The organism is Mesorhizobium terrae (assembly GCF_008727715.1).
Taxonomy (GTDB): domain Bacteria; phylum Pseudomonadota; class Alphaproteobacteria; order Rhizobiales; family Rhizobiaceae; genus Mesorhizobium; species Mesorhizobium terrae.
This window is the reverse complement of record NZ_CP044218.1, coordinates 2,640,176-2,666,534: the sequence shown is the minus strand read 5'-3', so window position 1 is coordinate 2,666,534 and position 26,359 is coordinate 2,640,176. Positions and strand designations below refer to the sequence as shown.

The window sequence follows — 26,359 nt, the reverse complement described above, 5'->3', positions numbered from 1 at the left end:
CGCCCGCTCGCGCAATCGGCGCGACGACTTTACCCGCAGTTGATCGCACCGCGACGCCGACACCTCGGCTTGGCATTTGCTTGAGGCCTGGCCCGCGCATGAACCTCGGAATTTCACCCGGCAATGGCCGACGCTTGACCGGCATTTGGGCACCAGCGACCGAAAGCGGCGGAGAAGCACCACGATCGCTGCCGATATGACTTGGCATTCCGCGTCGGATCGACTAGATGAGCCCCGCGCCCGAAGCTTCGACGGCTCAGGGCGCGGGAAACGGATTGCCTTTGGTCGATAAGGAAATCCGGCGCGGACCAAGGTCCGGTTTCCAGGGGAGCGCATCCCATCGACCGGCGCGGTGCAACCAGCCGCGATCACGCGCAAGGACGGAGAGGTGGCCGAGTGGTTGAAGGCGCACGCCTGGAAAGTGTGTTTACGGGAGACCGTAACGCGGGTTCGAATCCCGCTCTCTCCGCCATCAGCCTCCAAAATCCATGATTTCCGCCGCCGAACGAGAAATACGCTTGGGCTGAGTGTAGACACAGGTCGCGTGTTTCCCGACAGGCCAACAAATCATGCCGCTGCGACCGCCTTTGTGGGCACACCATTCCGCTATGAAATTGTGGGACTTGCTCCGAGTTTGCTGAATCGGACGCGCACGCACTGTTCATTGAACCGCCCTTTCATCGGCCTGCGCCGGCCAATCTCGCTTATGATCGTTTCGGGCCCTTTCGGTTCCGGCAAAGGCTTTAACGGCGCAACCGATACATGGTTTTTGCTGCGATCCGTGTTCGACGAAGATTTCCACAGAGCGAAGATTTTTCGCAGCATGTCGTTCGTTAGAGATTGACTAAATCAAAACGATCACTATCAATCACGACCAAGAGGAGACGATATGAGCGAGCACCGATCCAGGTTCCCGCATGAGCGGCATCAGCAGATGATCGATCTGATCGTCGAACTGAAGCGCGTGGGAACCACCGAACTGGCGGCGAAGATGGGCATTTCGCTGCCGACGGTTCGCCGCGACGTCGCCGTTCTCGAACAGGCCGGGCTTGTGTCGCGCACCCATGGCGGCGTGGTGGCGCGCGGCATCGGCGAAAGCACGACCGAGCCGCTGTTCCTCGAAAAGCTGCGCGTTCACCAGAACCTGAAGACGCGCATCGGCGCCGCGGCCGCGGCCACGGTCGACAACAACAAGGTCGTCATCCTCGATTCCGGCACGACATCGCTGGCCATCGCGCGGGAGCTGGCCGGGCGTCCGGTCACCGTCGTCGCCATGGACCTGAAGGTGGCGGAGGCGGCCGCTTCCGGCGCGACCGAAGTGCATGTTCTCGGCGGCCGCATCCGCAACGGCTATTACAGCATCGTCGGCTCGTGGATGGCCGACGCGCTGAAAGGCATACGCGCCGACGTCTTTTTCATGGCGGCCGACGCGATCGACGAAACCGGCGTGACCAACTCGACGCTGGACGAAGCCGAGGTCAAACGCGCCGCGATCGCGCAGGCGGCACGGACCACGCTCGTTGCCGACCACAGCAAGCTCAACCTGCACAGTTTCGTCTCGGTCTGTCCGCTCGACGCGGTCAACCTGTTCATCACCGACCGCGGCGCCGAGCCGTTGCTCGGTCCCTACCGCGACAAGTTCGCGGATATCCAAGTCGTTTGACCGTCAACGGTCATCGCCCTCCCAAGGCTAGAAAGGCAGAAATACAGTGAGCAAATTCAACAAGTTGTTCGGCGGCAAGAAGCCGATCATCGCCATGGTGCATCTCAACCCGATGCCCGGCACCCCGCTTTATGACGCGGAGGCAGGCGTTGCCGGCATCGTCGAGGCGGCGCGTCGCGACCTCACCGCCCTGCAGGCCGCCGATGTCGACGCCGTGATGTTCGGCAACGAAAACGACCGTCCTTACGAATTGCAGGTCGACACTGCATCGACGGCGACCATGGCCTATGTCATCGGCCAACTTCGCTCGGAAATCGCCAAGCCATTCGGCGTCAACGTCTTGTGGGACCCGATGAGCACGGTTGCCCTCGCAGTCGCCACCGGCGCGTCCTTCGTGCGCGAAATCTTCACCGGCACCTACGCTTCCGACATGGGCCCGTGGACGCCGAACGCCGGTCAGGCCATGCGCTACCGCGACCGCCTCGACCGCTCCGACCTCGTGATGCTGAACAACGTCTCGGCTGAATTCGCCGACTCGCTCGACAAGCGTTCGTTGGCCGATCGCGCCCGCTCGGCCGTGTTCTCCTCGATCCCGGACGCCGTGCTGGTTTCCGGCGCCATCACCGGCGAAGCCGCCGAAATGTCTGCGCTGGTATCGGTGAAGAAGGTGCTTCCGAACACGCCTGTTCTGGCCAACACCGGCGTTCGCCACGCGACCGTCGCCGACATCCTCAAGATCGCTGATGGCTGCATCGTCGGCTCGTCGCTGAAGATCGACGGCGACACCTGGAAATCGGTCGACGCCGAGCGCGCCAAGGAATTCATGCGCATCGTCAAGGCGACGCGCGGCCAGTAAGCGGACCGGAAAGAAGGGGCGGAGGAAGCGTATGGACGTCAGACAGGACACCACCAATTCCTATCTGAAAAGCCTGGCGGTTCTCACCGCCCTGATCTTCATCGCACTGAGCATCACGGCGCCAAGCTTCCTCGGCCTTAGCAATCTGAACTCCATGGGCTTCCAGTTCCCGGAGTTCGGGCTGCTTGCCCTCGCCGTCCTGCCGACCATGATTTCCGGCGGCATCGACCTCTCGGTCGTCGCCGTCGCCAACCTGGCGGCGATCGTCGCCGCCGTCATCATGCGCGCCGGGCCGGAATATGCCTGGCTCGCCATTCCGGCGGCACTCACCGTCGGCGTCTGCTGCGGCGCGCTGAACGGTTTCCTCATCGCCTATCTCCGCCTGCCGCCCATCCTGGCGACGCTCGGCACCATGCAGCTGTTTGCCGGCATCGGCATCGTCATCACCCGCGGTCCCGCGATCACCGGGCTGCCGGACTGGTACACGTCCTTCGGCAACCAGTCGCTCGGCGGCGTGGTGCCTCTGCCCCTGGTGATCTTTGCGCTGGTGGCGCTCGGCCTCTACTTCCTGCTGACCCGCACGCCGGTCGGCCTCAGATTGCGGCTCTTCGGCGCCAATCCGGTCGCCGCCGGTTTTGCCGGCATTCGCGAACGCGGCCTGCTGATCCGCATCTATGCGATCGCCGGTTTCATCGCGGCCCTTGCAGGCCTCGTGGTGCTGGCGCGCGTCAATTCCGCCAATGCCGATTACGGCTCGTCCTATCTGTTGCTGGTCATCCTGATCAACATCCTGGCAGGCGTCAGCCCGGCCGGCGGCTTCGGCACCGTCACCGGCGTCGTGCTTGCCGTCATCTGCCTGCAATTCATTTCGAGCGGCCTCAACTTCCTCTCTTTCAGCGCCTTCTCGCGCGACCTGTTCTTCGGCGGCTTCCTCGTCGCCGCCATGTCGCTGCGCGTCGCCATGGGCTCGCTCAACCTGTCATCGCTCTTCCAACGAAAGGTCAAACCGTCGTGAAGGACCGTCTTCGCTCCCTGCTCGAATCCCTCATGCTGACGCCCGGACTTTCGGGCCATGAGGATCGCGTCCGCCGCCTGATTGCCCGCGATCTGGCTGACCTGCCGCTGAAGCTCCGCACCGACACGCTGGGCAATCTGATCGCCACGCTGGAAGGCGACGCCGGCGCACCCTCGGTGATGCTGTTTGCCCACACCGACCAGTTGGGCTTCATCGTCCGCAAGGTCGAGGCCAACGGCCTGATCCGCATCGAACGCCTCGGCGGCATTCCCGAAAAGGCGCTTCCCGCCCAGGCCGTGCTGTTCTGCGTCGGCGAAGGTAGAGACGTTCACGGCGTCATCGCCAACAAGAGCCATCACGCGACGCCGGCCGAAGAGAAATACAAGGTCACGCCTTACGCCGAACTGTTCATCGACGTCGGCGCCGAAAACGCGGACGAAGTGCACAAGCTCGGCATCGCGATCGGCACGCCGGTGGTCTACGACCCGCGCGTCATCCATCTCAACGAAAACCGCGTGATCGGCACTTCGATCGACGACCGCGCCGGCTGCGCGGTGGTGATGGAAGTGGCGCGCCAGCTTTCCAAGGACGGGCCGCGCCCGACCGTACACTTCGTCTTTGCCGTGCTCGAAGAATTCAACCTGCGCGGCGCCATGGTCGCGGCCCAGTCGATCAAGCCGGACATCGCCATTCAGCTCGATCTCGCGCTGAACTCCGATACGCCCGACATGGCGCATCGCGGCGAAGTGGCGCTTGGCGGCGGACCGGCGATCAGCCTCTATTCCTTCCACGGACGCGGAACGCTGAACGGCACCATTCCGCACCCGGCGCTGCCGCATCTTTTCGCCGAGACAGCCAGGGCTGAAAAAATCCCGCTGCAGCGGACCGCCCATACCGGCGCGCTGACGGACTCTTCCTATGTCCAGCTCGTCAATGAAGGCGTTGCCTGTATCGATGTCTGTTTCCCCTGCCGCTACACGCACACCGCTCTCGAAATGTGCGACCTGCGCGACCTGGAGGGACTGACCAAACTGCTGGTTTCGGTCATTCGCCGCGTCACCCCGTCCTTCAGCCTCGATCGCGACCTCTACACCTGATGCCACACTATCTCGGGATCGATATCGGCACCTTTGAATCGAAGGGCACCCTGGTGGACGACACCGGGCGGATCGTCGCCACGGCGGCGCGTCCTCACAAGATGCTCGTACCCCAGCCAGGCTGGGCCGAACACGATGCCGAGACGAACTGGTGGGGCGAGTTCTGCTCCATCAGCAAGGAGCTGATCGCTTCCAGCGGCGTTGCCCCGAGCGACATCCGCTCCGTCGGCGCCAGCGGCATTGGCCCCTGCATGCTGCCGGTCGATGCCGACGGCGTGCCGCTGATGAACGCGGTGCTCTACGGCGTCGACACGCGGGCGGCGGTCGAGATCGAGGAACTTTCCGCCGAGATCGGCGTGGACGAACTGGTCCGCACCGGCGGCAATGCGCTGACATCGCAATCGGTCGGGCCCAAAATCCTCTGGCTTAAGAAGAACCGGCCGGAGCTTTATGCCCGCACCCACAAGGTGCTCAACTCCTCGTCGTTTCTGGTTCACCGGCTGACCGGCCGCTACGTGCTAGACCATTATTCGGCCTGCAGCTCGAGCCCGCTCTACGACGCCGCCAGCAACCAATGGACCGACAGGTTCGCCGATCGCATCATCGCGCCCGAACGCTTGCCAGGCCTTTTGTGGACGACCGACATCGCAGGCACGGTGACGGCGGCGGCCGCCGATGCCACCGGCCTTGCGGCAGGAACACCGGTCATTGCCGGCACGATCGACGCGGCGTCCGAAGCCGTCAGCGTCGGCGTGCAAGGCACCGGCGAGATGATGGTCATGTACGGCTCGACCATGTTCATCATTCTCGTCACCGACAGGCGGGTCGAGGACCCCAGGCTCTGGTATGCGCCCTGGCTGTTCCAGGGTCAGCACGCCTGCATGTCGGGCACGTCGACAAGCGGCACGCTGACGCGCTGGTTCCAGGACCAGTTCGCCCGCGAACTCGACCCGAAGTCGGCATTGCGCGAACTCGCAGAACAGGCCGCGACTTCACCGGCGGGCGCCAACGGCCTGGTGGTTCTTCCCTATTTCTCGGGCGAGCGCACGCCGATCCACGATCCGCAGGCAAAAGGCATGCTGTTCGGCCTCGACCTCACCCATACCCGCGCCGACATCTACCGCGCCTTCCTCGAAGGCATCGCCTATGGCGTCAACGACGTCATCGAGACCTATGTCGGAGCCGGCGCGCCGCTGAAGACGATCGCCGCTGTCGGCGGCGGCACCAAGAACCAGGTGTGGTCGCAATCGGTCTCCGATGTCAGCAACTGGCCGCAAACCGTACGCGCCAAGACGATCGGGGCCGCCTATGGCAACGCCTTTCTCGGCGCGGTCGCAGTCGGCAACGCCAGGCGCAGCGACATTAGCGCCTGGAACCCGGTCGAACGCCTGATCGAGCCGGACAGCGGCAATGCCGCCGTCTACGCGCGCCGCCGCAAGACATTCAAAGAGCTTTACGCCCGGACGAAGGACCTCATGAAAGAGGCCTCGCGCTGAGCGTCGAACCGCGCCCGGCTGGACGTCACCATGACGGACGGGGCGTTTATTAAAGTGGAGGAACTTGTGACTTTTAACTTCAGGAAAATGACGGTTGCGGCAGCGCTCGGCGCGTCGCTTCTGGCGGGCGCTGCAGCTGTCACCCATGCACAGGATGCCAAGCACACGATCGTGACGGTCGTGAAGCTGTCGGGCATTGCCTGGTTCAACCGCATGGGCGACGGCGTCGCGGAATACGCCAAGGAAACCGGCCATGACGCTACCCAGGTCGGTCCGGCTTCCGCCGACGCCGCTCTCCAGGTGCAGATGATCGAAGACCTCATCGCCAAGAAGGTCGACGCGATCACGGTCGTCCCGAACTCGCCGGAAGCCCTGGAGCCAGTGCTGGCCAAGGCGCTCGCCCAGAACATCAAGGTGGTTGGCCATGAAGGTTCCAGCCTCAAGAACATAACCTACGATGTCGAGGCCTTCGACAATGGCGCCTATGGCGAGCATCTGATGGAAGCGATGGCCAAGGCGATGGGCGGCGAAGGCGAATATGCCGTGTTCGTCGGCCATCTCACCGCCAAGACCCACAATGAATGGGTGGACGCGGCGATCGCCTACCAGAAGGCCAAATACCCGAAGATGAAGCTCGTCACCGACAAGATCGAGAGCAACGAGCAGCAGCAGACTGCCTACCAGAAGAGCAAGGAACTGCTGCGCACCTACCCGAACCTCAAGGGTATCCAGGGCTCGGCCGGTGAAGACGTGGTCGGCGCGGCACTTGCCGTCGAGGAAGCCGGCCTGACCGGCAAGGTCGCCATCGTCGGCACCAGCCTCGTCTCGGTTTCGGGTCCGTATCTCGAAAGCGGCGACATCAAGATGATCTCGTTCTGGGATCCGGCCAAGGCCGGCATCGCCATGAACAAGGTTGCCGCGATGGCGATCGAAGGCAAGCCGATCACCGACGGCATGGATCTCGGCGTCGAGGGTTATTCCAAGATCCGTCTCGACGGCAAGGTCATCTACGGCCAGGCCTGGGTCGACGTGACCAAGGAAAACATGGGCGAATATAAATTCTAAGTCGCAATAGCCCCGACAGGCGCCGCCGGACAATGCGTCCGGCGGCTTCTGTCCCTGGAGACCGGGATGACCGAAGAAACACCCAATCATCGACCCGTGCTGGAGATGCGTGGCATCCGCAAGGCCTATGGCCCGGTACGGGTATTGGAAGATGTCGGCCTGTCCTTGCAGGAGGGTGAGGTCAGGTGCCTTGCCGGCGAAAACGGTTCCGGCAAATCGACCCTGATCAAGGTTCTCTCTGGCGTCGTCGGCGCCGATGCGGGAAGCGTCGCCATCAATGGCAAGGCATCCGGCCAGGACGCCAAGGCAGCGATCGCGGCCGGCCTCTCCGTCATCTATCAGGATTTCTCCTTGTTCCCGAACCTGAGTGTCTGGGAAAACATCGGATTTCTCGCCGCCGTCACCACCGGTGACAGATGGCATCGCCGCGGCTCGCGCCGGAAGCTTGCCATCGACACGCTGAAGCGCATGCAGGTCGACATCGACCCGGACATGCCGGTCGAGCTTCTGCCGGTCGCCTCCAAGCAGCTCGTGGCGATTGCCCGCGCGCTGGCCAACCAGGCACGCATCATCGTCATGGACGAGCCGACCACCGCGCTGACCCGCAGCGAGGTGGCAAAACTCCTGGAAATCGTGTCGGCGCTGAAGGCGCAGGGCGTCGCTTTCCTGTTCGTCAGCCACAAGATCGAAGAAGTTTTCGCGGTCTGCGACACGGTCACCGTGCTGCGCGATGGCCGCGTCGTCGTCGAAGGCCCTATCGGCGAGTTCGATCCGGCCCGCCTCGTCGAGGCGATGACCGGCCGTTCCATCGACAGCCAGCGCCTTCCCCGCACGGAATTTCCAGCCGCCTCCCCTTTCCTTTCCGCAAAAAAACTCGGCCGGCGTGGCGAATTCGCCAATGTCGACCTCGACCTCAGGCCGGGCGAGATCGTCTCGGTGGTCGGTCTTCTCGGCTCCGGCCGCACCGAACTGGCGCTGACCCTGTTCGGGCGCCTGTCGCCTGACGCCGGCGAAATCACGGTCGACGGCAGGCCGGTTTCTTTCGCCAGCGTCAGCGACGCCATCGAGCGCGGCATCGCCTATGTGCCGGAGGACCGCCTGACCGAGGGCCTGTTCCTCAACCAGCCGATCCGCGACAACATCATCGTGTCGAGCCTGGAGAAGAACACCAAGGGCGGCATCGTCGACGCGGCGGCGCTGGTGCGCCGGGCGCAGGATGCGGTGAAGAAGCTGCGCATCAAGACGCCAGGCATTACGCCGCCGGTCGCCACGCTTTCCGGCGGCAACCAGCAGCGCGTCGTCCTGGCGCGCTGGATGGAACGCGATCCCAAGCTGATGATCCTGAACGGTCCGACCGTCGGCGTCGACGTCGGCTCGAAGCGCGAAATCCATGAATTGCTGATCGCGCTGAGCCGCGCTGGAACCGCCGTGATGGTGGTGACCGACGACATCAGCGAGGCGATCGCGCTGTCCGACCGCATCCTGGTGATGGTGCGCGGGCACATCACCGCGAACTTCGACGCGACCGAAATCAACGAAGAAAAACTCTACAAGGAAGTGGTCAGAGAGGACCGGCCATGAATTCTTCTTTCCGGTTCCTCGCCACGCCGCAAGGTGTCGTGCTGGCCACGGCAATCGTGTTCGCGCTGGTGCTCAGCCTGCTCAACCCCGCCTTCTTTTCGCCGGCCACGCTGGTCGACCTTCTGCGCAATTCGCTGGTCACCGGCATCTTCGCGCTCGGCGTCATGATGGTGCTGGCGTCCGGCGGCATCGACGTCTCGTGCACCGCGATTGGCGCTTTCGCCATGTATGCGACGATGAAGATCATCCTCGGCATCGATGTCGATGTGCCGATCATCGTCTTTTTCGCGCTGAGTGCCTCGATCGGCGCCTCGCTCGGCCTGATCAACGGCCTGTTGATCGGCGGCCTCGGGCTGCCGACGCTGATCGTGACGCTCGGAACGCTGAGCCTCTTCCGCGGCGCGCTGCTGACTTTCCTCGGCACCGTCTACATCACGTCTGTTCCCCGCGAGGTCATCCAGTTCTCGCGCAAGGTGTTCGTGCGGCTGGAGAACGCAGCCGGCCAGATGGTATCGCTGCCGATGTCGTTCATCGTGCTGGTGGGCGTCGCCGTCACTGTGGCGATCCTGATGGGCCACACGCTGTTCGGCCGCAAGATCTACGCCATCGGCGGCTCCGAAGATGCGGCGGAGCGCATTGGCATCAAGGTCAAGCGCGTCAAGGTGATGATCTACGTCCTGGCGGGTGCGATCGCCGGCCTGGCGGGCATGACCCATGTGACGCTGTCGCGCATGGCCAATCCGTTCGACCTGGTCGGCATGGAGCTGAACGTCATTGCTGCAGTGGTGCTCGGCGGCGCCCGCATCACCGGCGGCCACGGCACGGTGACCGGCACGCTGCTTGGCGTTTTCGTCATCACCATGATCAACACGACGCTCTTGATGGCGGGTGTTCCGTCCTATTGGCAGAAGGTCGTCATCGGTTGCCTTATCGTCGTCGGCACCGGCCTGCCGATCGTCATCGACCGCCTCGCCCGGCATCGCGAACGCATCGCACGGCCGCTCGGCGCGTGACTCTGGAGGAAATGGAAACATGAAGAAGATCCTGAACAACCCCGCCGATTATGTCGACGAGATGCTGGAGGGCATGGTCGCCGCCCATCCGGAATATTACGCGCAGCCAGTGCGCCGCGTCGTCGTGCGCGCCGCCGGCGCCCGCAAGGGCAAGGTCGGCATCGTATCGGGCGGTGGCTCCGGCCATCTGCCGATCTTCACCGGCTATGTCGGCAAAGGCCTGCTCGACGCCTGCGCCATCGGCGACGTATTCGCCAGCCCTTCAGCCGAGCAGATGGCCGAGGCGATCAGGCTGGCCGACGGCGGCGCCGGCGTGCTGAGGCTCTACGGCAATTACGGCGGCGACGTCATGAATTTCGACATGGCCGGCGAGATGGTCGAGATGGAAAACGACATCCGCACGACTACCGTTCTGCTAGCCGACGACGTCGCCTCCGCCCCGGCGGCGGAAGCACAGAAGCGCCGCGGCGTCGCCGGCATGGTCTTTGCCTACAAGATCGCCGGCGCGCATGCCGAGACCGGCGCGGACCTCGACGAGGTTACCCGCGTCGGGCAGAAGGCTGCCGATGCCTGCCGCTCCATCGGCATGGCGCTGACCCCCTGCACCATTCCGCAGGCCGGCAAGCCGACGTTTGAGATCGGCGAGGGCGAAATGGAAATGGGCATGGGCATCCATGGCGAGCCCGGCATCTGGCGCGCCGCCATCAAGCCCGCCGACGAGATCGCCGACGAGATGATCGACAGGCTTGTGGCCGACCAGCCGCTCGGCAAGGGCGACCGCATCTCGATCCTGGTGAATTCGCTGGGCGCGACGCCCGCCGAAGAACTCTACATCCTCTACCGGCACGCCAGGAAGCGCCTCGATGCGATGGGCGTCGAGATCGTCATGCCGCTGGTCGGCCGCTTTGCCACTTCGATGGAAATGACCGGCGCCACGATGACGATCATCAAGCTCGACGGCGAGTTGGAAGGTCTGCTCAAGGCGCCCGCGGAATGCGCTTTCTGGAAGGTGTGACATGACCGCGATCGACAGCACCGCACTCAAGGCCGCGCTCGGACGGGTGGCGGCGGCTACCGCAGACGCCTCCGCCGAGCTTTGCGCGGCTGACGGCGCACTCGGCGACGGCGATCTCGGCATCACCGTTTCCAAGGGTTTTGCCGAAGCCGCCGCCGCTCCCCTTCCCGAAGATTTCGGCATGGCCCTTCTGGAAGCCGCCAAGGCGTTCCAGCGCGTCTCGTCGTCCTCCTACGGAACGCTGGTTGCGACCGCTTTCATGTCCGCCGCCAAGACGACCAAGGGCAGGACATCGATCGACGCGGCTGAAATTCCCGGACTGATCGCGGCTGCACGAGACGCCATGATGGCGCGCGGCAAGGGCGCACTCGGCGACAAGACTGTTCTGGACAGCCTCGACGCCATCGCGAAAGCCATCGACGGCGTTGCGCCAGAAGCCATGGTGGCGACTGCCATCAAAGCAGCCGCCGACACGCTGGAAGAATACAAGGGCAAGCCCAACCTTCTCGGGCGCGCCCGCATGTTCGGCGAAAAGAGCATCGGCCTGGCCGACCCCGGACAGCTGGCATTGCTGCGCATCGTCGAAGGGCTGAAGGGCTAGGAACCCCGTTCCACCTGCTGATTTTCCATCGCGCGGAGCCCTTTTGCTTTGCGCGATGGAAAAGCGCGCCGGGCAACGGCGAGCTTCCCCGGCTGAACAGGCATTCAGCGATCCCCCGCGCCCTGCCGCCACGATCTCTAAACACATAGTCCAAGTAGAAACGTCCGTTGCAGCTATGCCATGCTGACTTCGCGCCTGTCCCTGCTACAGTGCTGGCAAGGGTGGGAGCGCATGTGACGGCTGGAGGGCCGCAGTCCAAACGGGAGGAGTTCTATGGCGATGATCTCGCGCGCACTTGCAGTCGTTCTTCTGGCAGGCGTTTCGTTTCCGGCCGCCGCGCAGCAATTCTCGGACAACAAGGTCAAGATCGGTATCCTGAACGACCAGTCCGGCGTCTATGCCGATTTCGGTGGCAAATGGTCCTACGAGGCAGCCAAGATGGCGGTCGAGGATTTCGGCGGCAAGGTCAAGGGCGTGCCGATCGAGGTGGTCACCGCCGATCATCAGAACAAGGCCGACATCGCCTCCAACATCGCGCGCCAATGGTATGACACCGAGCAGGTGGACGCGATCATGGAACTAACCACGTCGTCGGTCGCGCTCGCCGTGCAAGGCATTTCGCAGGAAAAGAAGAAGATCGACATCGTCACCGGCGCGGCCACTTCGGATCTCACCGGCAAGTCGTGCTCGCCTTATGGCTTTCACTGGGCCTACGACACCCATGCGCTCGCCGTCGGCACCGGCGGCGCGCTGGTGCAGCAGGGCGGCGACACCTGGTTCTTCCTGACCGCCGACTACGCCTTCGGATATTCGCTCGAAGAACAGACCTCGAAATTCGTCACCTCGAAAGGCGGCAAGGTGCTGGGTTCGGTGCGCCATCCGCTGGCCACCACCGACTATTCGTCGTTCCTTTTGCAGGCGCAGTCTTCGGGCGCCAAGGTGATCGGCCTTGCCAATGCCGGCCTCGACACCGCCAACGCCATCAAGCAGGCGGCTGAGTTCGGCATCGTTGCCGGCGGCCAGCGCATGGCCGCCCTTCTGTTCACGCTCGCCGAAGTGCATGGCCTTGGCCTCGAGGCAGCGCAGGGGCTGACACTGACCGAAGGCTTCTATTGGGATCGTGACGATCAGTCCCGCGCCTGGGCGAAGAAGTTTTTCGACCGCACCGGCCGCATGCCGAACATGATCCAGGCCGGCACTTATTCGGCGGTCCTTCAATATCTGAAGGCCGTCGACAAGGCCGGCACCGACGAAACCGAAGCCGTCGCCAAGAACCTGCACGAGATGCCGGTCGAGGACGTTTTCGCGCGCGGCGGCAAGGTCGGCGCCAACGGGCGCATGATCCACGACATGTATCTGATGGAAGTGAAGAAGCCGTCGGAGAGCAAGCAGCCTTGGGACTACTATAAGGTTCTGGCCACCATTCCCGGCGACGAGGCCTACATCAAGCCGGCGGAGTCCGGGTGCCCGTTGGTGAAATAGGGTGTTCGGAGATGCGGGGACGGAGGCATCGTTGAGTACCGAACCCCAACCGAGCCCTGAACCGGCGATCCTGTCGGCGCGTGGATTGCGGCGCGATTTCGCCGGTTTTGTTGCCGTGAAGGATGTCGATCTCGACGTCCATCACGGCAAGATACATGCCCTGATCGGCCCCAACGGCGCCGGCAAGACGACCGTCTTCAACCTTCTAACCAAGTTCCTGCAGCCGACCGCGGGCACGATCACATGCGCCGGTATCGACATCACCAGGACTGCGCCGGCCAAGGTGGCGCGCATGGGCGTCGTGCGCTCGTTCCAGATATCGGCAACCTTTCCGCATCTCAGCGTGCTCGACAATGTTCGGGTGGCGCTGCAGCGGCCCAACGGACTGGCCACGCAGTTCTGGCGTTCGCTCTCCACGCTCGACCGGCTGACGCCGAGGGCGATGGAGCTTCTGCACGCAGTCGGCCTGGACAGCGCCAGACATAGGCTGGCCTCCGACCTCTCCTATGGGCGCAAGCGCGTGCTGGAGATCGCCACCACGCTGGCACTCGACCCCAAGGTGCTGCTACTCGACGAGCCGATGGCGGGCATGGGGCACGAGGATGTCGGCACGATCTCCAGGCTGGTCCGCTCGATAGCCGAGAACCGTGCCGTGCTGATGGTGGAGCATAATCTGTCCGTTGTCGCGGACATCGCCGACTGGGTGACGGTCTTGCAGCGCGGCCAGGTACTGGCGGCCGGAGACTATGACACGGTCAGCAAGGACGAGCGCGTGCGTGTCGCCTATATGGGGACCGAGCATGAATAGCGCGGGTCCGCTGCTTTCGGTGCGCGGCTTGAACGCCTGGTATGGCGAGAGCCATGCGCTGCATGGCGTCGATCTCGACATCCATCAAGGAGAGACGGTCACGCTGCTCGGCCGCAACGGCGTCGGCAAGACGACGACGCTGCGCGCCATCATGGGGCTCATCCGCAAGCGTACCGGCCAAGTGTCGTTCGCCGGCAAGGACCTGATCCGCCTGCCTTTGCACCACACCGCGCGCGCCGGCATCGGCTATGTGCCCGAGGAGCGCGGCATCTTCTCGACATTGACCGTGGACGAAAACCTGATGCTGCCCCCGGTGGTGGCCAAGGACGGCATGGGTGTCGATGAGATTTTCGAACTGTTCCCCAATCTGAAGGAGCGACGCAACAGCCCCGGCACCAAGCTCTCCGGCGGCGAGCAGCAGATGCTTGCGATCGCGCGCATCCTGCGCACCGGCGCCAGCACCATCCTGCTCGACGAGCCGACGGAGGGACTGGCGCCGGTGATCGTGCAGCGCATCGGCGAACTCCTGGCTGAATTGAAGCGCCGCGGCATGACCATCCTTCTGGTCGAGCAGAATTTCCGCTTCGCCAGCCGCATCGCCGACCGCTTCTATCTGATGGAGCACGGCAAGGTGCTGTCCGAGTTTCCGGTTGGCGACCTCGACAACCGGATGGGCGAACTGCATGACGTTTTGGGAGTCTGACCGATGATCTTCGGCATCCCCATCCAGGCCTTCGCCGGACAGTTGCTGGTCGGGCTGATCAACGGCTCGTTCTACGCCATGCTCTCGCTCGGCCTGGCCATCATCTTCGGCCTGCTGCGCGTCATCAATTTCGCGCATGGCGCGCAATATATGCTGGGCGCCTTCATCGGCTATCTGATCCTCGCCAAGCTTGGTATCGGCTACTGGCCGGCGCTGATCCTGGCACCGCTGGCGGTGGCGCTGTTCGGCGTCGTCGTCGAGCGGCTCGCCTTGTCGCGGCTCTACGATGTCGACCCGCTCTACGGCCTGCTCTTCACCTTCGGCCTGGCGCTGGTGATCGAGGGCGTGTTCCGATACGTCTACGGCGTTTCCGGCAACCCCTATCCGGTGCCGCCAGCGCTGGCCGGTGGCGTCAATCTGGGCTTCATGTTCCTGCCCATCTACCGCGGCTGGGTGGTCGTCGCCTCGCTCGTCGTATGTCTCGGCACCTGGCTCCTGGTCGAGAAAACGAAATTCGGCTCCTATCTGCGCGCCGCCACCGAGAACCCCAAGCTGGTGCAGGCTTTCGGCGTCAATGTGCCGGTGCTGCTGACGTTGACCTATGGCCTTGGCGCAGGTCTTGCCGGGCTGGCCGGCATCCTGGCTGCCCCGGTCTATCAGGTCAGCCCGCTGATGGGTTCGAACCTCATCATCATCGTCTTCGCCGTCGTGGTCGTCGGCGGCATGGGCTCGATCCTCGGCGCTATCGTCACCGGCTATATGCTCGGCCTCGCCGAAGGCCTGACCAAGGTGTTCTACCCGGAAGCCTCCAGCATCGTCATTTTCGTCATCATGGCGATCGTGCTCCTCATCCGACCCGCCGGCCTGTTTGGAAAGGATGCCTGATATGGCCGACGCAACCGCTCAGCCGCCCCAGGGCCGAACCGCGAACCACGCCGAAATGATCCTGATCGGGTTCGGCATCGTGGCGCTTCTGGCTCTGCCGTTCTTCGTCTACCCGATCTTCGTCATGAAGATGATGTGCTTTGCGCTGTTCGCCTGCGCCTTCAATCTTCTGCTCGGCTATACCGGCCTGCTTTCCTTCGGCCACGCCGCTTTCTTCGGCGGCGCCGCCTATTTCACCGCGCATGCCGTCAAGGTCTGGGGCGTTTCGCCGGAAATCGGCATTCTCATTGGCGTTGCCGGAGCCGCGCTGCTCGGCCTCGTCATCGGCTTCTTCGCCATCCGCCGTCAGGGCATCTATTTCGCCATGATCACGCTGGCGCTCTCGCAGATGTTCTATTTCTTCTGCGTCCAGGCCCGTTTCACCGGCGGCGAGGACGGCATCCAGGGCGTGCCGCGCGGAACCTTCCTCGGCATTTTCGACCTGCGCGACGAACACACCATGTATTATTTCGTCGCCGCCAATTTCCTGGTCGGCCTCTTCTTCGTCTGGCGCATCGTCAATTCGCCCTTCGGCCTGATCTTGCGGTCGATCCGCGAGAATGAAAGCCGGGCCATTTCGCTCGGCTATTCGGTGCAGAACTACAAGCTGGCCGCCTTCGTCATGTCGGCGGCGTTGGCGGGCCTCGCCGGCGCGATCAAGGCACTGGTCTTCCAGTTCGCCACGCTGACCGACGTCGCCTGGCAGATGTCCGGCGAGGTCATCCTGATGACCTTGCTGGGCGGCATCGGCACGATGGTCGGGCCGATCTTCGGCGCCGGCTTCGTGGTCGCGCTGCAGAACCTTTTGGCGACATCGGATTTCCCGGTCACCATCGCGACCGGGCTGATCTTCATGATCTGTGTCCTCATCTTCCGGCGCGGCATCGTCGGCGAGATTTATGCATGGCTGGAGCGCCGCCGCTCAACGGGGACAAACTAAGAAAGACCGAGAGCGGACGCCGCAAGCACATTTCCTGAGAGGTCAGCAGCGGCCCACCCCCGACTTACGCAAATGGTTCGGTCGGCCCCTTGCCGGGCTTCGTGAACCAGCGCGGCCCGTCCTCCGTCATGAAGATATGGTCTTCCAGCCGGATGCCGAAGCGACCGGGAACGACGATCATCGGTTCGTTCGAGAAACACATGCCCGGGCGAAGCGGCATCTCGTTGCCACGCACGATGTAGGGCTCCTCGTGGATTTCCAGCCCGAGGCCGTGCCCGGCCCGGTGCGGCAGACCCGGCAGTCGATAGTCGGGACCCAAGCCGTGACGTTGAAGCACCGCGCGCGCCGCGTCGTCGAGGCTGCGGCAAGGGGCACCAATTTGCGCGCTGTCGAAAACGGCCTGCTGCGCTTCCCGCTCGATGTGCCAGATGCGCGCGAAATCCGCGTCCGGTTCGTCGATCATGTAGCTGCGTGTCAGGTCGGAATGGTAACCCTCGATCCGCGCGCCGGTATCGACCAGGATCGGTTGTCCCTTCTCCAGCACCTGGTCGCCGTCGGCGCCGTGCGGTAGCGAGGTCGCCTCGCCGAAGGATACGATGCAGAAGGTCGAACCGCCCGATGCTCCCAACGCCCGGTGCTGTTCGTCGACAAAGCGCACCACCTCGGAGGCCCGGATACCCGGCTTCATGATCGCATGCGCGCGCCGGTGCACTTCAAGCGTGAGATCCATGGCGTATTGGATCAGCGCGATTTCCGCCGCCGACTTGCAAAGGCGCAGGTCGCGAAGGAGGCGCGTGCCGTTGGCGAGCCGCTCGGCTCCCAGGCTCTCGGCAAGCGCGTGGTAGATGAACAGCGGCAGGGCGTCGTCCAGCCCGACGCGGCCCTTGGCGCCGACGAGAGACCGCACCAGTGCCGAGGGGCTCTCTTCTTCCTCCCAGGTCGCGATGTCGCCAGCGACATGCTGCAGCGTCTCGACGCGGCTGCGCTCGAAAGCAGGCACGATGTAGGTGAGCCCGCTAGGTGTCACCAGCGCTCCCAGGAGCCGCTCGCTCTGGTGCCAGACAAGGCCGGTGAAGTAGCGGAGGCTCTCGGTCGAACCGAGCAGAACGGCGGCGAGGCCGGCAGCTTCCATGTTCTCGCGCAGTTTCTGAAGCCGCTGCTGCCTTTCGGCGACGGAAATCTGTGGCGGACGGGCTGAGAGAGGCATGTGAACTCCTGGGTCGAGGCTAAAAGGGCAATAAAATCGACGATCCCGCCGCCCCTTATGGATTGCATCAGGCGCCGGTGGCTATGTCCCGCCGACGTTCCGCCATCGGGCGGGTCTGTTCGATGAGGAAAGGCAGTGTTTCCGGCCGCACCAGTTCCTCGAGCGTATATCTGACGCGCGCATGATAGTCGTCGAGCCAACGCGTCTCTTGCGGGGTCAGTTGCGTGAGCTCAACCATGGCGAGATCGATGGGCACGAGCGTGAGCGAGGCGAAGCGGCAGAAACCCGGACCGTCAGCCACCACCTCGACCTGGTTTTCGACCCGCATGCCGAAGACGCCTTCCTTGTAGTAGCCGGGTTCGACGGTCATGATGTTGCCCGGCTCCAGCCCGTAGAGGTTCGGCCTCTTGTCAAAGCGGTGCGGATATTCGTGCAACAGCAGATTGTGGCCGACACCATGGCCGGTGCCATGATCGTAATCCAGACCGACATCCCAAAGCGCGCGCCGCGCGAAGGCGTCGATCTGGTGGCCCTGCGTCCCAGTCGGAAAGCGGACCGACATCAGCGACAGGAATCCTTTCAGCACGGCCGTGTAGGCCACCCGCATGTCGTTGCTCGGCTCGCCCAGCATCAGCGTCCGCGTCAGGTCGGTCGTCGCGGTCAGATATTGCCCGCCCGAATCGACCAGATAGGGCGCCCGGCCGTCAATCACCGCATTGGTCGACGGCTTCGCCGCATAGTGGCACATCGCGGCATTGGCGCCCGCCGCCGAGATGGTCCGGAAGCTTGGCTCGATGAAGCCCGGCCGCTCCCGGCGGAAGGCCAGCAATCGCGCCTCCGCCTCGAGTTCGGTCAACGGGCTGGCCGTCTGCCGCCTGCCCGCTTCCTGCATCACCCAGGCTAGAAAATCGGTCATCGCCACGCCGTCCTCGACATGGCAGCAGCGATAGCCTTCGAGTTCGGCTCCGGTCTTGATTGCCTTCGCCAGCGTAACCGGGCTGGTCTGGGTAATGGTACCGCCGCCGGCCTCAAGCGCGGCGCGCACCGCATGCGGCGCGAAATCCGCATCGATCACCGCCACCTTGTTCACCGAAATTTCGGCAATCCGGTCGAGGAAACGCTGCGGTGACGTCAGTGTCACGTCGGCTATTTCATAGGCGGCCAGATCATTGCCGAGCTTGCGGGCATCGACGAACCACTCCACCGTCCCATCCGCGCCAAGCGCGAGGAACGAATGCGGCACCGGGTTCATCTCGACATCGGAGCCGCGCACATTGAGCAGCCAGGCAATGTTGTCCGGCAACGTCTCGATCAGCCAATCCGCTCCCATCTCGCGCAATTTCCCGGCGATGCGCCGGCGCTTGCTGATCGAAGTCTCGCCGGATGCCGCCACGGGCATGGCGCGGATGGTCCCGAGTGGCTGCGGCGGCCGGTCATCCCATACCGCGTCGAACGGGTCGCTGCCGGTCTGAACAAGCGATGCACCGCGCTTCGTCAATGCCGCGTCCAGCCTGTCATGCAGCGTGAAGGCCGTCTTGATGCCGTCCATGCCGATGCGCCAGCCCGGTTGGGCTCTCTCTTCCAGCCATCGGTCGATGGGCTCGTCGCGCAGGTGCCGCACCTCGAAGGCATCCAGATCCACCTCGCCGCGAACCTGGACCTGGTAGCGCCCGTCGACAAAGATCAGCGCTCGCTCGCGCAGGATCAACGCGAGACCGGCCGAACCAGTGAAACCCGAGATAAAGGCCAGGCAATCGTCATGCGCGGCCGTGATTTCGCTCTGATAGGCATCGGTGCGCGGCACGATGAGCCCGTCCAGGCCGGCGTCGGCCATCCAGCTGCGCAGGCGAACGAGACGCGTCGCCGCTTCATTCATAGTCGATTTCATGGAGTGTGATTTCGTTCTTGTGTTTTATGCGGCCGCGCGCGGCCCGCCCTTGTCGCGAACCATGTCGACCAGGCGGCGAAACACCGTTCCGGCCTGCCTGATGCCGTCATGCTCGAACTCGTTGGTGATCCAGAAGTCGAGATTGCCGACATGCCGTGCCGTGTGCAGCGACAGCTCTGCATCGACGAACATGTCGTCATGGTAGATGACGGCGGAAAGCGGAATGTCGTTGGCGGCGAGACGCGCCGGGTCGTAGAGCTGGCTGTGCTGCCGGCGCTGCGCCAGTGCATCGACACCCGCTTTGAACGGCCGAAGGGCGGCGATCTCCTCGAACATCCACGGGTAGATCATCTCGCCGGTGAAAAGCAGCGGCCGCCGCCTGGCGTCGAATTCCGGGAAATCGCCGAGCAGCCTCTCAGCCGACCAGTTCGTCGCCCCTTCGCCCTGCGCATAAATCGCCTCGTGCAGGGCGGCAAACAAAGGACCGCCGCGAAAGGCGGTGAGGCCCATGACGCTCGACAGGAACCCTTCGCTCAGCCGGTCCTGTTTCGGGCCATGGAAAGCCTCGTCGACGAGCCAATGGATGTTCTCGAAGCCGGGGCCCATGCCGAGGTCGAGGCCGATCGTCTGCAGCCGCCTGACCGTCAAGCGGTCGCCGTCGGCAAGGCGCACATCATTGCTGTCGATAAAATCCGCGATGGCCGCCAGCCGCGCCGCATCCTGCGGGTAACGGCGTTGATAGGCGGCATTCTTGGCCACGACCCGCGGATAGGTCCTGCGGTAGACCTCGTCGGCGGACGGGTCGAGGCTGGGCAGCCCGCCGGCCACGTAGCATGCGGCCAGCCCTTCCGGCGCCTGGCTGAGATAGGTCATCGTCAGGAAGCCACCATAGCTCTGGCCGAGCGTTTCCCAGGGCTTGCCGCAAAAAAGCGCTTTCCTGACATGCTCGAAATCGGCGACGATCGAGTCGGCCCGGAAATGCGCGAGATAGTCGGCCGCCGCCTCGCCATCCGCGAACCGGGCCATGTCGGCCGCCTCGATCGGCGTCGAGCGCCCGGTACCACGCTGATCAGGCAGGACGACGCGGTGCGTCTTCAGCGCCTCCGCCAGCCATGCCGGCGATCCGCGTGTCGGCCGTGGCGACTTGCCTCCGGGACCGCCCTGCAAAAAGCAGAGGACCGGCAAATCCTCGGATCGGCGCGCCGGATCGACGATCTCGCGCGCGAATACCTCGATGGCGGCGCCATCGGGCTTCGACCAGTCGAGGGGAACGGCAACCACATGGTCGCGTACCAACATTCCGGGGATGGTGTATTCGGCAATGGGCATGGCTGATCTCAACGGATGCGGGGATCGAGAAGAACATAGAGCAGGTCGACGACGATGTTGGCCACCACGATGAAGACACCGCCAAGCAGCACGACGCCGATGATGATGGGGCGGTCCTGATTGTTGACCGCCTGCACCGCCAAGGCACCGACACCCTGCAGCCCGTAGACCTGTTCGATGACGATGGCGCCGCCCAGAAGCAGCGCGATATCGGCGCCCAACTGCGTGACCAGCGGCGTGAGGGCGGCCCGCATGCCATGCCGCCACACCACGGTGCGTTCGCTGGCGCCTTTCGCGCGGGCGGTGCGGATATAGTCCTCGCCCATCACCTCCAGCATTTGCCCGCGCGTCAGCCGTGCATAGACCGCAGCCATGGTCAGCGCCAGCGTCGTCCAGGGCAGCATCAGGTGCCACGCCCACAGGACAGGATCGCTTGTAAGCGCCTTGTATCCGCCAGCCGGAAAAAGCGTGAAGCCGGACTGCTTGGGCAGGAAATAAAGCAGGTAGAGCGACATCATGCCAAGCACGAAGGTCGGGAAGCTCAGCCCGATCAGGATGAAGGCCTGGCCAAGCCGGTCGCGCAGGCTGCCGGCGTTGCGCGCCGAGCTAATGCCGATCGGAATGCCGATGGCCAGCCACAGCAGGACGGCGCCGGCAACCAGCGACAGCGTCGCAGGGATACGGCGCAGGATGATCTGCGCCACCGGCTGCTGGTTGCGGTAGGAGAAGCCGAGATCGCCGGTCACCGCCTTGGCGACGAAGCTGCCATATTGCTCGATGAGGGGCCGGTCGACACCCAGGTTCTTCCGGATCAGCACGAGTTGCGCCTCGGTGGCCTTGTCGCCGGCGATCATGCGCGCCGGATCGCCCGGGGCAACGAAGAACAGAAAGAACACGAACACGCTGAGCGCCAGGAGGACGCCGGCACCGAAGAGAATGCGACGGGCGAGAAAACGGATCATTGTTTCGCCGCTCCCTTGCTTTTCCGGCGCAGCCGGCGCGCCGTACGGGCGCTTTTGGGGTCCAGCGCGTCGCGCAGTCCGTCGCCCAGGATGTTGAAGGCCAGCGTCGTCAACAGCAGCGCCGTACCCGGCACGAACACCATCCACCACGCGACGAGATAGAGCGAGTTGGAGGAAGCGTCGGCCAGCATGCCACCCCAGCTCGGCGTCGGCGGCACGATACCCATGCCGAGGAAGGACAAGGTCGCCTCGAAGACGATCGAATTGGGGATCTGCATGGTCGTGTAGACGATGATCGGCACCGACAGATTGGGCAGGATGTCGATGACCATGATCGACAGCGGGCCAGCGCCCAGCGACCGGCTCGCCTGCACGAAATCCTGCCGGGCGAGCGAAATCACCTGGCTGCGGATCACGCGTGCCATCGGTGCCCAGCTGAAGAAGACAATGACGATGACACTGAGCAGAAGGCTTGGGCCGAAGGCCGACACCAGGGCGAGCGCGCACAGCAGGAACGGCACGCTCATGACAAGGTCGGTCAGCCGGCTGAGGCAGGTGTCAACCCAGCCGCCGAAATAGCCCGCGGTCACGCCAACGATCACCGCCACGGTCGAGGCGGCCAGCGAGGCCAGCACCCCGACCAGCAGCGACACGCGCGCGCCATAGGCGAGCCGCACCAGCACGTCGCGGCCGAGCTGATCGCTGCCGAGCCAGAAATCGGCGCCCGGCCCGACCGGAATGCCCATGGGAGACAGGCCGATGTCGCGAAACTGCTCGATCGGCGAATGACCAGTCAGGGCAGCGATTGCGGGGGCTACGATCGCCAGCAGCACCACCGCGATGATGACGCCGAACGCCGCCACGCTTGCATTGTCGCGCCACAGCCGCCGCAGCGTCAGTTCCAGCGAACCGCGCTGGACGACTTCCGCTTCCGACGCAACGTTGTTCGATGCCATCTCGCTCATGACGCGACCATCCGCATTTCACGCAAGCTGCGATCGGACGCGCCCGCCAGAACCGGCGGCGCGTGCGAGGCCGCCAAAAGGGTTCGGGTGTACGGATGCCGCGGGTTGGCGAAGAGTTCTTCGGCGCCGGCCAGTTCGACGATGCGGCCGCCCTGCATGACGGCGATGCGGTCGCATACGTGCCGCACGACGGAGAGATCGTGCGAAATGAACAGATAGGTGAGGTCGAGCTCGCGCTGCAGGCGCCGCAACAGGTTCAGCACCTGCGCCTGCACCGAGACGTCGAGGGCAGAGACCGGTTCGTCGCAGATGATCAGCGACGGGTTGAGGGCCAGCGCTCTTGCAATGCCGATACGTTGCCGCTGGCCGCCGGAGAATTCCGATGGAAACCGGTTGTAGTGTTCCGGGTTGAGGCCGACGATCTCCATCAGGTGCCGTACTTTGCGTTTGCGCTCCTCGCCATGGGCTTCGCCATGCAGGCGATATGGATCGCCGATGATCGAGCCGACGCGGCGACGCGGATTGAGCGAGCCGAACGGATCCTGGAAGACGAGCTGCACGTTCCGGCGCATATCGCGCCAGCGCGCGCCATCCAGTGCGCCGATATCCTGTCCGAGCAGCTTGACCGAGCCGCCGCTCGCGCGGGTCAGCCCCGCAATGACCCGCGCCAGGGTCGACTTGCCACAACCGCTTTCGCCGACAAGCCCGACGGTCTCGCCCTTTTCGACCGTGAGGTCGATGCCCTTGAGCACATCCAAGGAACGGCGAGGCCCGAAAAAGCTGCCGACCTGATAGGTCAGGTGAACGTCCTTCACCGCCACGACCGGCTCCGCCGCCCGTCCATTCTCTTTCTTCGCGGGCGGCGATGGCGCGGCGATGGCTGGCGCGGCGCTCGCCCCCTCCTCGCGCCAGCACAGGGATTCGACCCCGTCACTGTAGACGCGCAATGGCGGCGGCTGCACGGCGCAATCCGACAACGCATCGCTGCATCGGGGGGCAAACACGCAGCCGGCCGGGGTGGCGAGCAGGCTGGGCGGCCGCCCCTTGATCGGCACCAGTTCGGAACCGGGCGAATAATTGGCGGGAGACGACCTGAGCAGGCCAGCCGTATAGGGATGCGCCGGCGAACGGAAAACCGCCGCTCCCTTGCCGTATTCCATGCGATGCCCCGCATACATGACCATCACATCGTCGGCCACGCTCGACAAGAGGCCGAGATCATGGGTGATCAGGATCACCGTCGTGCCGAGTTCCCGCCGCATGGCATCGAGCAGCGCGACGATCTGCGCCTGCACGGTCACGTCGAGCGCCGTCGTCGGCTCGTCGGCGATCACCAGCGAAGGCTTCAGGATCAGCGCCATGGCGATCATGACGCGCTGGCGCATGCCGCCGGAGAATTGATGCGGATAGTCGTCCAGGCGGTCGGCCGGAGACGGGATGCCCACCTTGCCGAGAATGTCGATGACACGCGCCCTGGCGTCGCGGCGATCGATCTTCTCGTGGAGATAAAGCGCTTCCGCGATCTGAGCGCCGATCGTGTAATAAGGATGCAGGGACGAAAGCGGATCCTGGAAGATCATGCCGATGCGCCCGCCGCGCAGCTTGCGAACCTCCTGCGGCGGCAGCCCGATCAGATCGCGTCCTTCGAACCAGGCTTGACCGCCGATATCCGCATTCGGCAGCAGGCCGACGATCGCCTGCGTGAGCACGCTCTTGCCGGAGCCGGATTCGCCGGCGATGCCGAAAAGCGAGCCCGCCTTCACCGAGAACGAGACGTTGCGCACGGCATGGATCACGCCGTCCTCGGTCGGGATGTCGACCGTCAGTCCCCTGGCTTCGAGAATAGCCACGCAATACCTCGCTCACGCCGGATGGTAAGTCGGCGCCGCGATCCGGCGCCGACCGATTTTCTCTAAGCTCAGCGTTCGAGCCAGATATTGGTCCAGTCGCCTTCGACGCCGAGCGCGTAAGGCAGGTAGTTCTTGACCGCCCCGCTGCGATAGCGCGGGTTCTTGTTGGCGATCAGCGGAACAACCGGAGCGTCCGCCATCACCATCTCATCGACCTGCGCCCACAGCTTGCCGGTCTCTTCCGGCGTGGTGGCGTTGATCGCCTGCGCCGCGATCTCATTGGCCTTGGGATTGTTGTAGTCGGTGTAGTTGTAGGTCTGGTGCGTGCCGTCGAAGGTGAACTGCGGCTGGAACACGGAACGCGCGGCACCGCCGACCCAATCCGGCGTCCAGCCAACGGGCGCGATGTCCCATTTGCCTTCCTTGGTGTTGATCGGATTGGTCATGAACTTGGAATAATAATCGGCGGCCGTGACCGGGCTGAGTTCCAGCTTGATACCGGCGCGCGCCACGCTGGCCTGGATGGTGGCGGCGGTGGTCGCCTCCATATCCTTGTTGCGATAGGGCATCTTCAGCGTGATGCCATTCGGGAAGCCGGCCTCGGCCAAAAGCTTCTTCGCCTTTTCCGGATCGCCCTTGGAATCCTGCGAGGGATAGAGGTCGAACTTGTGGTGCCCCAAGACACCGAGGCCGAAGATGCCACCGACCGGTTCGGCCACCGTCAGACCACCCCACTGCTGCGAGATTGCCACCTTGTCGACCGCATATTGCAGCGCCTGGCGAACCCTGAGGTCCTTCAGCGCGCCGTTGTTGTTGCCCGACACCGTATTGATGAACAGGAAGTTGGTGTTGCCCGCCGACATGGCGGTCAGCTTCTCGTCGCCATTGGCAACGAAGGTCGCGAGAATGGCGGTCGGAACATTGATGTCATAAGCGAGGTCGGCGTCGCCCGACTGCAGCTGCTGCATGATGGCGTCCGGCTGGAGCCCCATGGTGATCTCGATCTCGTCCACATTGGCCTTGCGCAGCGGATCGCTCTCGGCCTTCCAGGCGGGGTTGCGCACCAGCTTCAGGCTGGTGTCGGGCGTATAATCGCCGATCGTGTAGGGGCCGCTGGCGATGAAATGTGCGCGGTATTCCGGGCTGTCGGGCACATAGTCGAGCGTCTCGACCGGCACCGGCGCCGGCATCGGCAATGACAGCATATAGATGAAGTCGCCGGCGCGCTCCTTCAGCCGGATCACGACGGTATCGTCGGCCGGGGTCTCGATGCCCTTCACATCGTTCTCTTCGATGTATTTCTTCATCGCCGCCGCGGTCGGTTCGACTTTCGCGAAGCCGTCGCAGAACTCACCGAGCCCCGAGATCAGTGCTGTGAAATAGGTAAGCGTCGCCGCCTGCATATGCGGGTTGCACAAGCGCTTGAAACCGCGCTTCACGTCGGCCGAGGTGATCTGGCGCGACCCGGACGGCGCGTTCCACAGCGCACCCTGGCGCAGCTTGAACGTGTAGGTCAGGCCATTGTCGGTCGGCTGCGGCACATCCGTCGCCAGATCGCCGACAGGCTTGATCGCGATAGTCGGATCGCTCGAAGCCTCGTAGCTGATCAGCTGCCGGGAAATGGCGCGCATCAGATTGTTGGTCGGCACCATGCCCGCGAGCGCCGGGTCCATGTGGTCAGGTTCGCCGGTCGCGAGAATGCGCAGCGTCCCTCCCTTCTGCGGCTCCTGCGCCTGGACACTTCCTATCGAAAGCGTGCCGGCCAGCACCATCAAAGCCAAAAACGACGTCGAACCACCACGAATGCGCATACGCTCCTCCCATGAGCACCAGCATTGATCATTCAGTCTGTTACTCAAAAATTGAGGTTATGCAAAAGAAATTTAAGTGAAGTCGTGA

General features: G+C 63.9%; 22 protein-coding genes and 1 tRNA gene. 16 read left to right on the top strand and 7 right to left on the bottom strand.

Features of this window, described 5'->3' with window-relative positions; all coding sequences use genetic code 11:
- The first annotated feature begins 382 nt into the window (after positions 1-382).
- The 16 genes from FZF13_RS14260 (at position 383) to FZF13_RS14185 (ending at position 16,259) form a co-directional block, all read left to right on the top strand.
- Positions 383-472 (top strand) — tRNA-Ser (locus FZF13_RS14260).
- Between the two features lie 417 nt (positions 473-889).
- Complete coding sequence (locus FZF13_RS14255) at positions 890-1,663, top strand: DeoR/GlpR family DNA-binding transcription regulator (RefSeq protein ID WP_024926647.1); 774 nt, start codon at positions 890-892, stop codon at positions 1,661-1,663.
- 46 nt (positions 1,664-1,709) lie between these two features.
- Complete coding sequence (locus FZF13_RS14250) at positions 1,710-2,519, top strand: BtpA/SgcQ family protein (RefSeq protein WP_024926646.1); 810 nt, start codon at positions 1,710-1,712, stop codon at positions 2,517-2,519.
- A gap of 31 nt (positions 2,520-2,550) precedes the next feature.
- Positions 2,551-3,534, top strand: coding sequence for an ABC transporter permease (locus tag FZF13_RS14245; RefSeq protein ID WP_024926645.1), 984 nt, complete (start codon positions 2,551-2,553; stop codon positions 3,532-3,534).
- A gap of 32 nt (positions 3,535-3,566) precedes the next feature.
- Positions 3,567-4,631, top strand: coding sequence for a M42 family metallopeptidase (locus tag FZF13_RS14240; protein ID WP_210270981.1), 1,065 nt, complete (start codon positions 3,567-3,569; stop codon positions 4,629-4,631).
- Positions 4,631-6,127, top strand: coding sequence for an FGGY-family carbohydrate kinase (locus tag FZF13_RS14235; protein WP_024926643.1), 1,497 nt, complete (start codon positions 4,631-4,633; stop codon positions 6,125-6,127). The genes FZF13_RS14240 and FZF13_RS14235 overlap by 1 nt, the downstream gene beginning before the upstream one ends.
- A gap of 87 nt (positions 6,128-6,214) precedes the next feature.
- Complete coding sequence (locus FZF13_RS14230; protein ID WP_024926642.1) at positions 6,215-7,192, top strand: autoinducer 2 ABC transporter substrate-binding protein; 978 nt, start codon at positions 6,215-6,217, stop codon at positions 7,190-7,192.
- Between the two features lie 66 nt (positions 7,193-7,258).
- Positions 7,259-8,773 (top strand): sugar ABC transporter ATP-binding protein, encoded by a 1,515-nt coding sequence (locus FZF13_RS14225; protein WP_024926641.1) that lies wholly within the window; start codon positions 7,259-7,261, stop codon positions 8,771-8,773.
- Positions 8,770-9,786, top strand: coding sequence for an ABC transporter permease (locus FZF13_RS14220; RefSeq protein WP_024926640.1), 1,017 nt, complete (start codon positions 8,770-8,772; stop codon positions 9,784-9,786). The genes FZF13_RS14225 and FZF13_RS14220 overlap by 4 nt, the downstream gene beginning before the upstream one ends.
- A gap of 19 nt (positions 9,787-9,805) precedes the next feature.
- The gene (locus FZF13_RS14215) at positions 9,806-10,801 is read left to right on the top strand and encodes a dihydroxyacetone kinase subunit DhaK (RefSeq protein ID WP_024926639.1); all 996 of its coding nucleotides are present in this window, start codon (positions 9,806-9,808) and stop codon (positions 10,799-10,801) included.
- 1 nt (position 10,802) lies between these two features.
- Positions 10,803-11,402 (top strand): DAK2 domain-containing protein, encoded by a 600-nt coding sequence (locus FZF13_RS14210; protein ID WP_024926638.1) that lies wholly within the window; start codon positions 10,803-10,805, stop codon positions 11,400-11,402.
- Between the two features lie 279 nt (positions 11,403-11,681).
- Entirely contained in the window at positions 11,682-12,884 is a 1,203-nt protein-coding gene (locus FZF13_RS14205; protein ID WP_024926637.1) for an ABC transporter substrate-binding protein, read from the top strand.
- Between the two features lie 31 nt (positions 12,885-12,915).
- Positions 12,916-13,692, top strand: coding sequence for an ABC transporter ATP-binding protein (locus FZF13_RS14200; protein WP_051504802.1), 777 nt, complete (start codon positions 12,916-12,918; stop codon positions 13,690-13,692).
- The gene (locus FZF13_RS14195) at positions 13,685-14,395 is read left to right on the top strand and encodes an ABC transporter ATP-binding protein (protein ID WP_024926635.1); all 711 of its coding nucleotides are present in this window, start codon (positions 13,685-13,687) and stop codon (positions 14,393-14,395) included. Before FZF13_RS14200 ends, FZF13_RS14195 begins: the two co-directional genes overlap by 8 nt.
- A gap of 3 nt (positions 14,396-14,398) precedes the next feature.
- Positions 14,399-15,280: a branched-chain amino acid ABC transporter permease gene (locus tag FZF13_RS14190; protein WP_024926634.1), complete on the top strand. Its 882-nt coding sequence runs from the start codon at positions 14,399-14,401 to the stop codon at positions 15,278-15,280.
- A 1-nt stretch (position 15,281) separates the two neighbouring features.
- Entirely contained in the window at positions 15,282-16,259 is a 978-nt protein-coding gene (locus FZF13_RS14185; protein WP_024926633.1) for a branched-chain amino acid ABC transporter permease, read from the top strand.
- 64 nt (positions 16,260-16,323) lie between these two features.
- Here the strand turns inward: FZF13_RS14185 and FZF13_RS14180 are convergent, their stop codons facing one another.
- The 7 genes from FZF13_RS14180 to FZF13_RS14150 form a co-directional block, all read right to left on the bottom strand.
- Entirely contained in the window at positions 16,324-17,466 is a 1,143-nt protein-coding gene (locus tag FZF13_RS14180; protein ID WP_024926632.1) for a M24 family metallopeptidase, read from the bottom strand.
- 67 nt (positions 17,467-17,533) lie between these two features.
- Complete coding sequence (locus tag FZF13_RS14175) at positions 17,534-19,354, bottom strand: aminopeptidase P family protein (RefSeq protein ID WP_204367425.1); 1,821 nt, start codon at positions 19,352-19,354, stop codon at positions 17,534-17,536.
- Between the two features lie 24 nt (positions 19,355-19,378).
- On the bottom strand, positions 19,379-20,683 hold the full coding sequence (locus FZF13_RS14170; RefSeq protein WP_024926630.1) for an alpha/beta fold hydrolase: 1,305 nt from the start codon (positions 20,681-20,683) through the stop codon (positions 19,379-19,381).
- A gap of 8 nt (positions 20,684-20,691) precedes the next feature.
- On the bottom strand, positions 20,692-21,645 hold the full coding sequence (locus tag FZF13_RS14165) for an ABC transporter permease (RefSeq protein ID WP_024926629.1): 954 nt from the start codon (positions 21,643-21,645) through the stop codon (positions 20,692-20,694).
- Complete coding sequence (locus FZF13_RS14160; protein WP_024926628.1) at positions 21,642-22,610, bottom strand: ABC transporter permease; 969 nt, start codon at positions 22,608-22,610, stop codon at positions 21,642-21,644. The genes FZF13_RS14165 and FZF13_RS14160 overlap by 4 nt, the downstream gene beginning before the upstream one ends.
- A complete protein-coding gene (locus FZF13_RS14155) occupies positions 22,607-24,460 on the bottom strand; it encodes an ABC transporter ATP-binding protein (RefSeq protein WP_024926627.1) in 1,854 nt (617 codons plus the stop codon). The genes FZF13_RS14160 and FZF13_RS14155 overlap by 4 nt, the downstream gene beginning before the upstream one ends.
- Before the next feature lie 68 nt (positions 24,461-24,528).
- Positions 24,529-26,271 carry an ABC transporter substrate-binding protein gene (locus FZF13_RS14150; protein WP_024926626.1) on the bottom strand — a complete coding sequence of 581 codons (1,743 nt, stop codon included), beginning with the start codon at positions 26,269-26,271 and terminating at the stop codon, positions 24,529-24,531.
- Positions 26,272-26,359: the final 88 nt, after the last annotated feature.

What these genes read in the sequence shown, in the direction of transcription:
- FZF13_RS14255 (WP_024926647.1), top strand. Translation starts at nt 890, where the DNA reads ATGAGCGAGCACCGATCCAGGTTCCCGCATGAGCGGCATCAGCAGATG.
- FZF13_RS14245 (WP_024926645.1), top strand. Translation starts at nt 2,551, where the DNA reads ATGGACGTCAGACAGGACACCACCAATTCCTATCTGAAAAGCCTGGCG.
- FZF13_RS14240 (WP_210270981.1), top strand. Translation starts at nt 3,567, where the DNA reads ATGCTGACGCCCGGACTTTCGGGCCATGAGGATCGCGTCCGCCGCCTG.
- FZF13_RS14235 (WP_024926643.1), top strand. Translation starts at nt 4,631, where the DNA reads ATGCCACACTATCTCGGGATCGATATCGGCACCTTTGAATCGAAGGGC.
- FZF13_RS14230 (WP_024926642.1), top strand. Translation starts at nt 6,215, where the DNA reads ATGACGGTTGCGGCAGCGCTCGGCGCGTCGCTTCTGGCGGGCGCTGCA.
- FZF13_RS14225 (WP_024926641.1), top strand. Translation starts at nt 7,259, where the DNA reads ATGACCGAAGAAACACCCAATCATCGACCCGTGCTGGAGATGCGTGGC.
- FZF13_RS14220 (WP_024926640.1), top strand. Translation starts at nt 8,770, where the DNA reads ATGAATTCTTCTTTCCGGTTCCTCGCCACGCCGCAAGGTGTCGTGCTG.
- FZF13_RS14215 (WP_024926639.1), top strand. Translation starts at nt 9,806, where the DNA reads ATGAAGAAGATCCTGAACAACCCCGCCGATTATGTCGACGAGATGCTG.
- FZF13_RS14210 (WP_024926638.1), top strand. Translation starts at nt 10,803, where the DNA reads ATGACCGCGATCGACAGCACCGCACTCAAGGCCGCGCTCGGACGGGTG.
- FZF13_RS14205 (WP_024926637.1), top strand. Translation starts at nt 11,682, where the DNA reads ATGATCTCGCGCGCACTTGCAGTCGTTCTTCTGGCAGGCGTTTCGTTT.
- FZF13_RS14195 (WP_024926635.1), top strand. Translation starts at nt 13,685, where the DNA reads ATGAATAGCGCGGGTCCGCTGCTTTCGGTGCGCGGCTTGAACGCCTGG.
- FZF13_RS14190 (WP_024926634.1), top strand. Translation starts at nt 14,399, where the DNA reads ATGATCTTCGGCATCCCCATCCAGGCCTTCGCCGGACAGTTGCTGGTC.
- FZF13_RS14185 (WP_024926633.1), top strand. Translation starts at nt 15,282, where the DNA reads ATGGCCGACGCAACCGCTCAGCCGCCCCAGGGCCGAACCGCGAACCAC.
- FZF13_RS14180 (WP_024926632.1), bottom strand. Translation starts at nt 17,466, where the DNA reads ATGCCTCTCTCAGCCCGTCCGCCACAGATTTCCGTCGCCGAAAGGCAG.
- FZF13_RS14175 (WP_204367425.1), bottom strand. Translation starts at nt 19,354, where the DNA reads ATGAAATCGACTATGAATGAAGCGGCGACGCGTCTCGTTCGCCTGCGC.
- FZF13_RS14170 (WP_024926630.1), bottom strand. Translation starts at nt 20,683, where the DNA reads ATGCCCATTGCCGAATACACCATCCCCGGAATGTTGGTACGCGACCAT.
- FZF13_RS14165 (WP_024926629.1), bottom strand. Translation starts at nt 21,645, where the DNA reads ATGATCCGTTTTCTCGCCCGTCGCATTCTCTTCGGTGCCGGCGTCCTC.
- FZF13_RS14160 (WP_024926628.1), bottom strand. Translation starts at nt 22,610, where the DNA reads ATGAGCGAGATGGCATCGAACAACGTTGCGTCGGAAGCGGAAGTCGTC.
- FZF13_RS14150 (WP_024926626.1), bottom strand. Translation starts at nt 26,271, where the DNA reads ATGCGCATTCGTGGTGGTTCGACGTCGTTTTTGGCTTTGATGGTGCTG.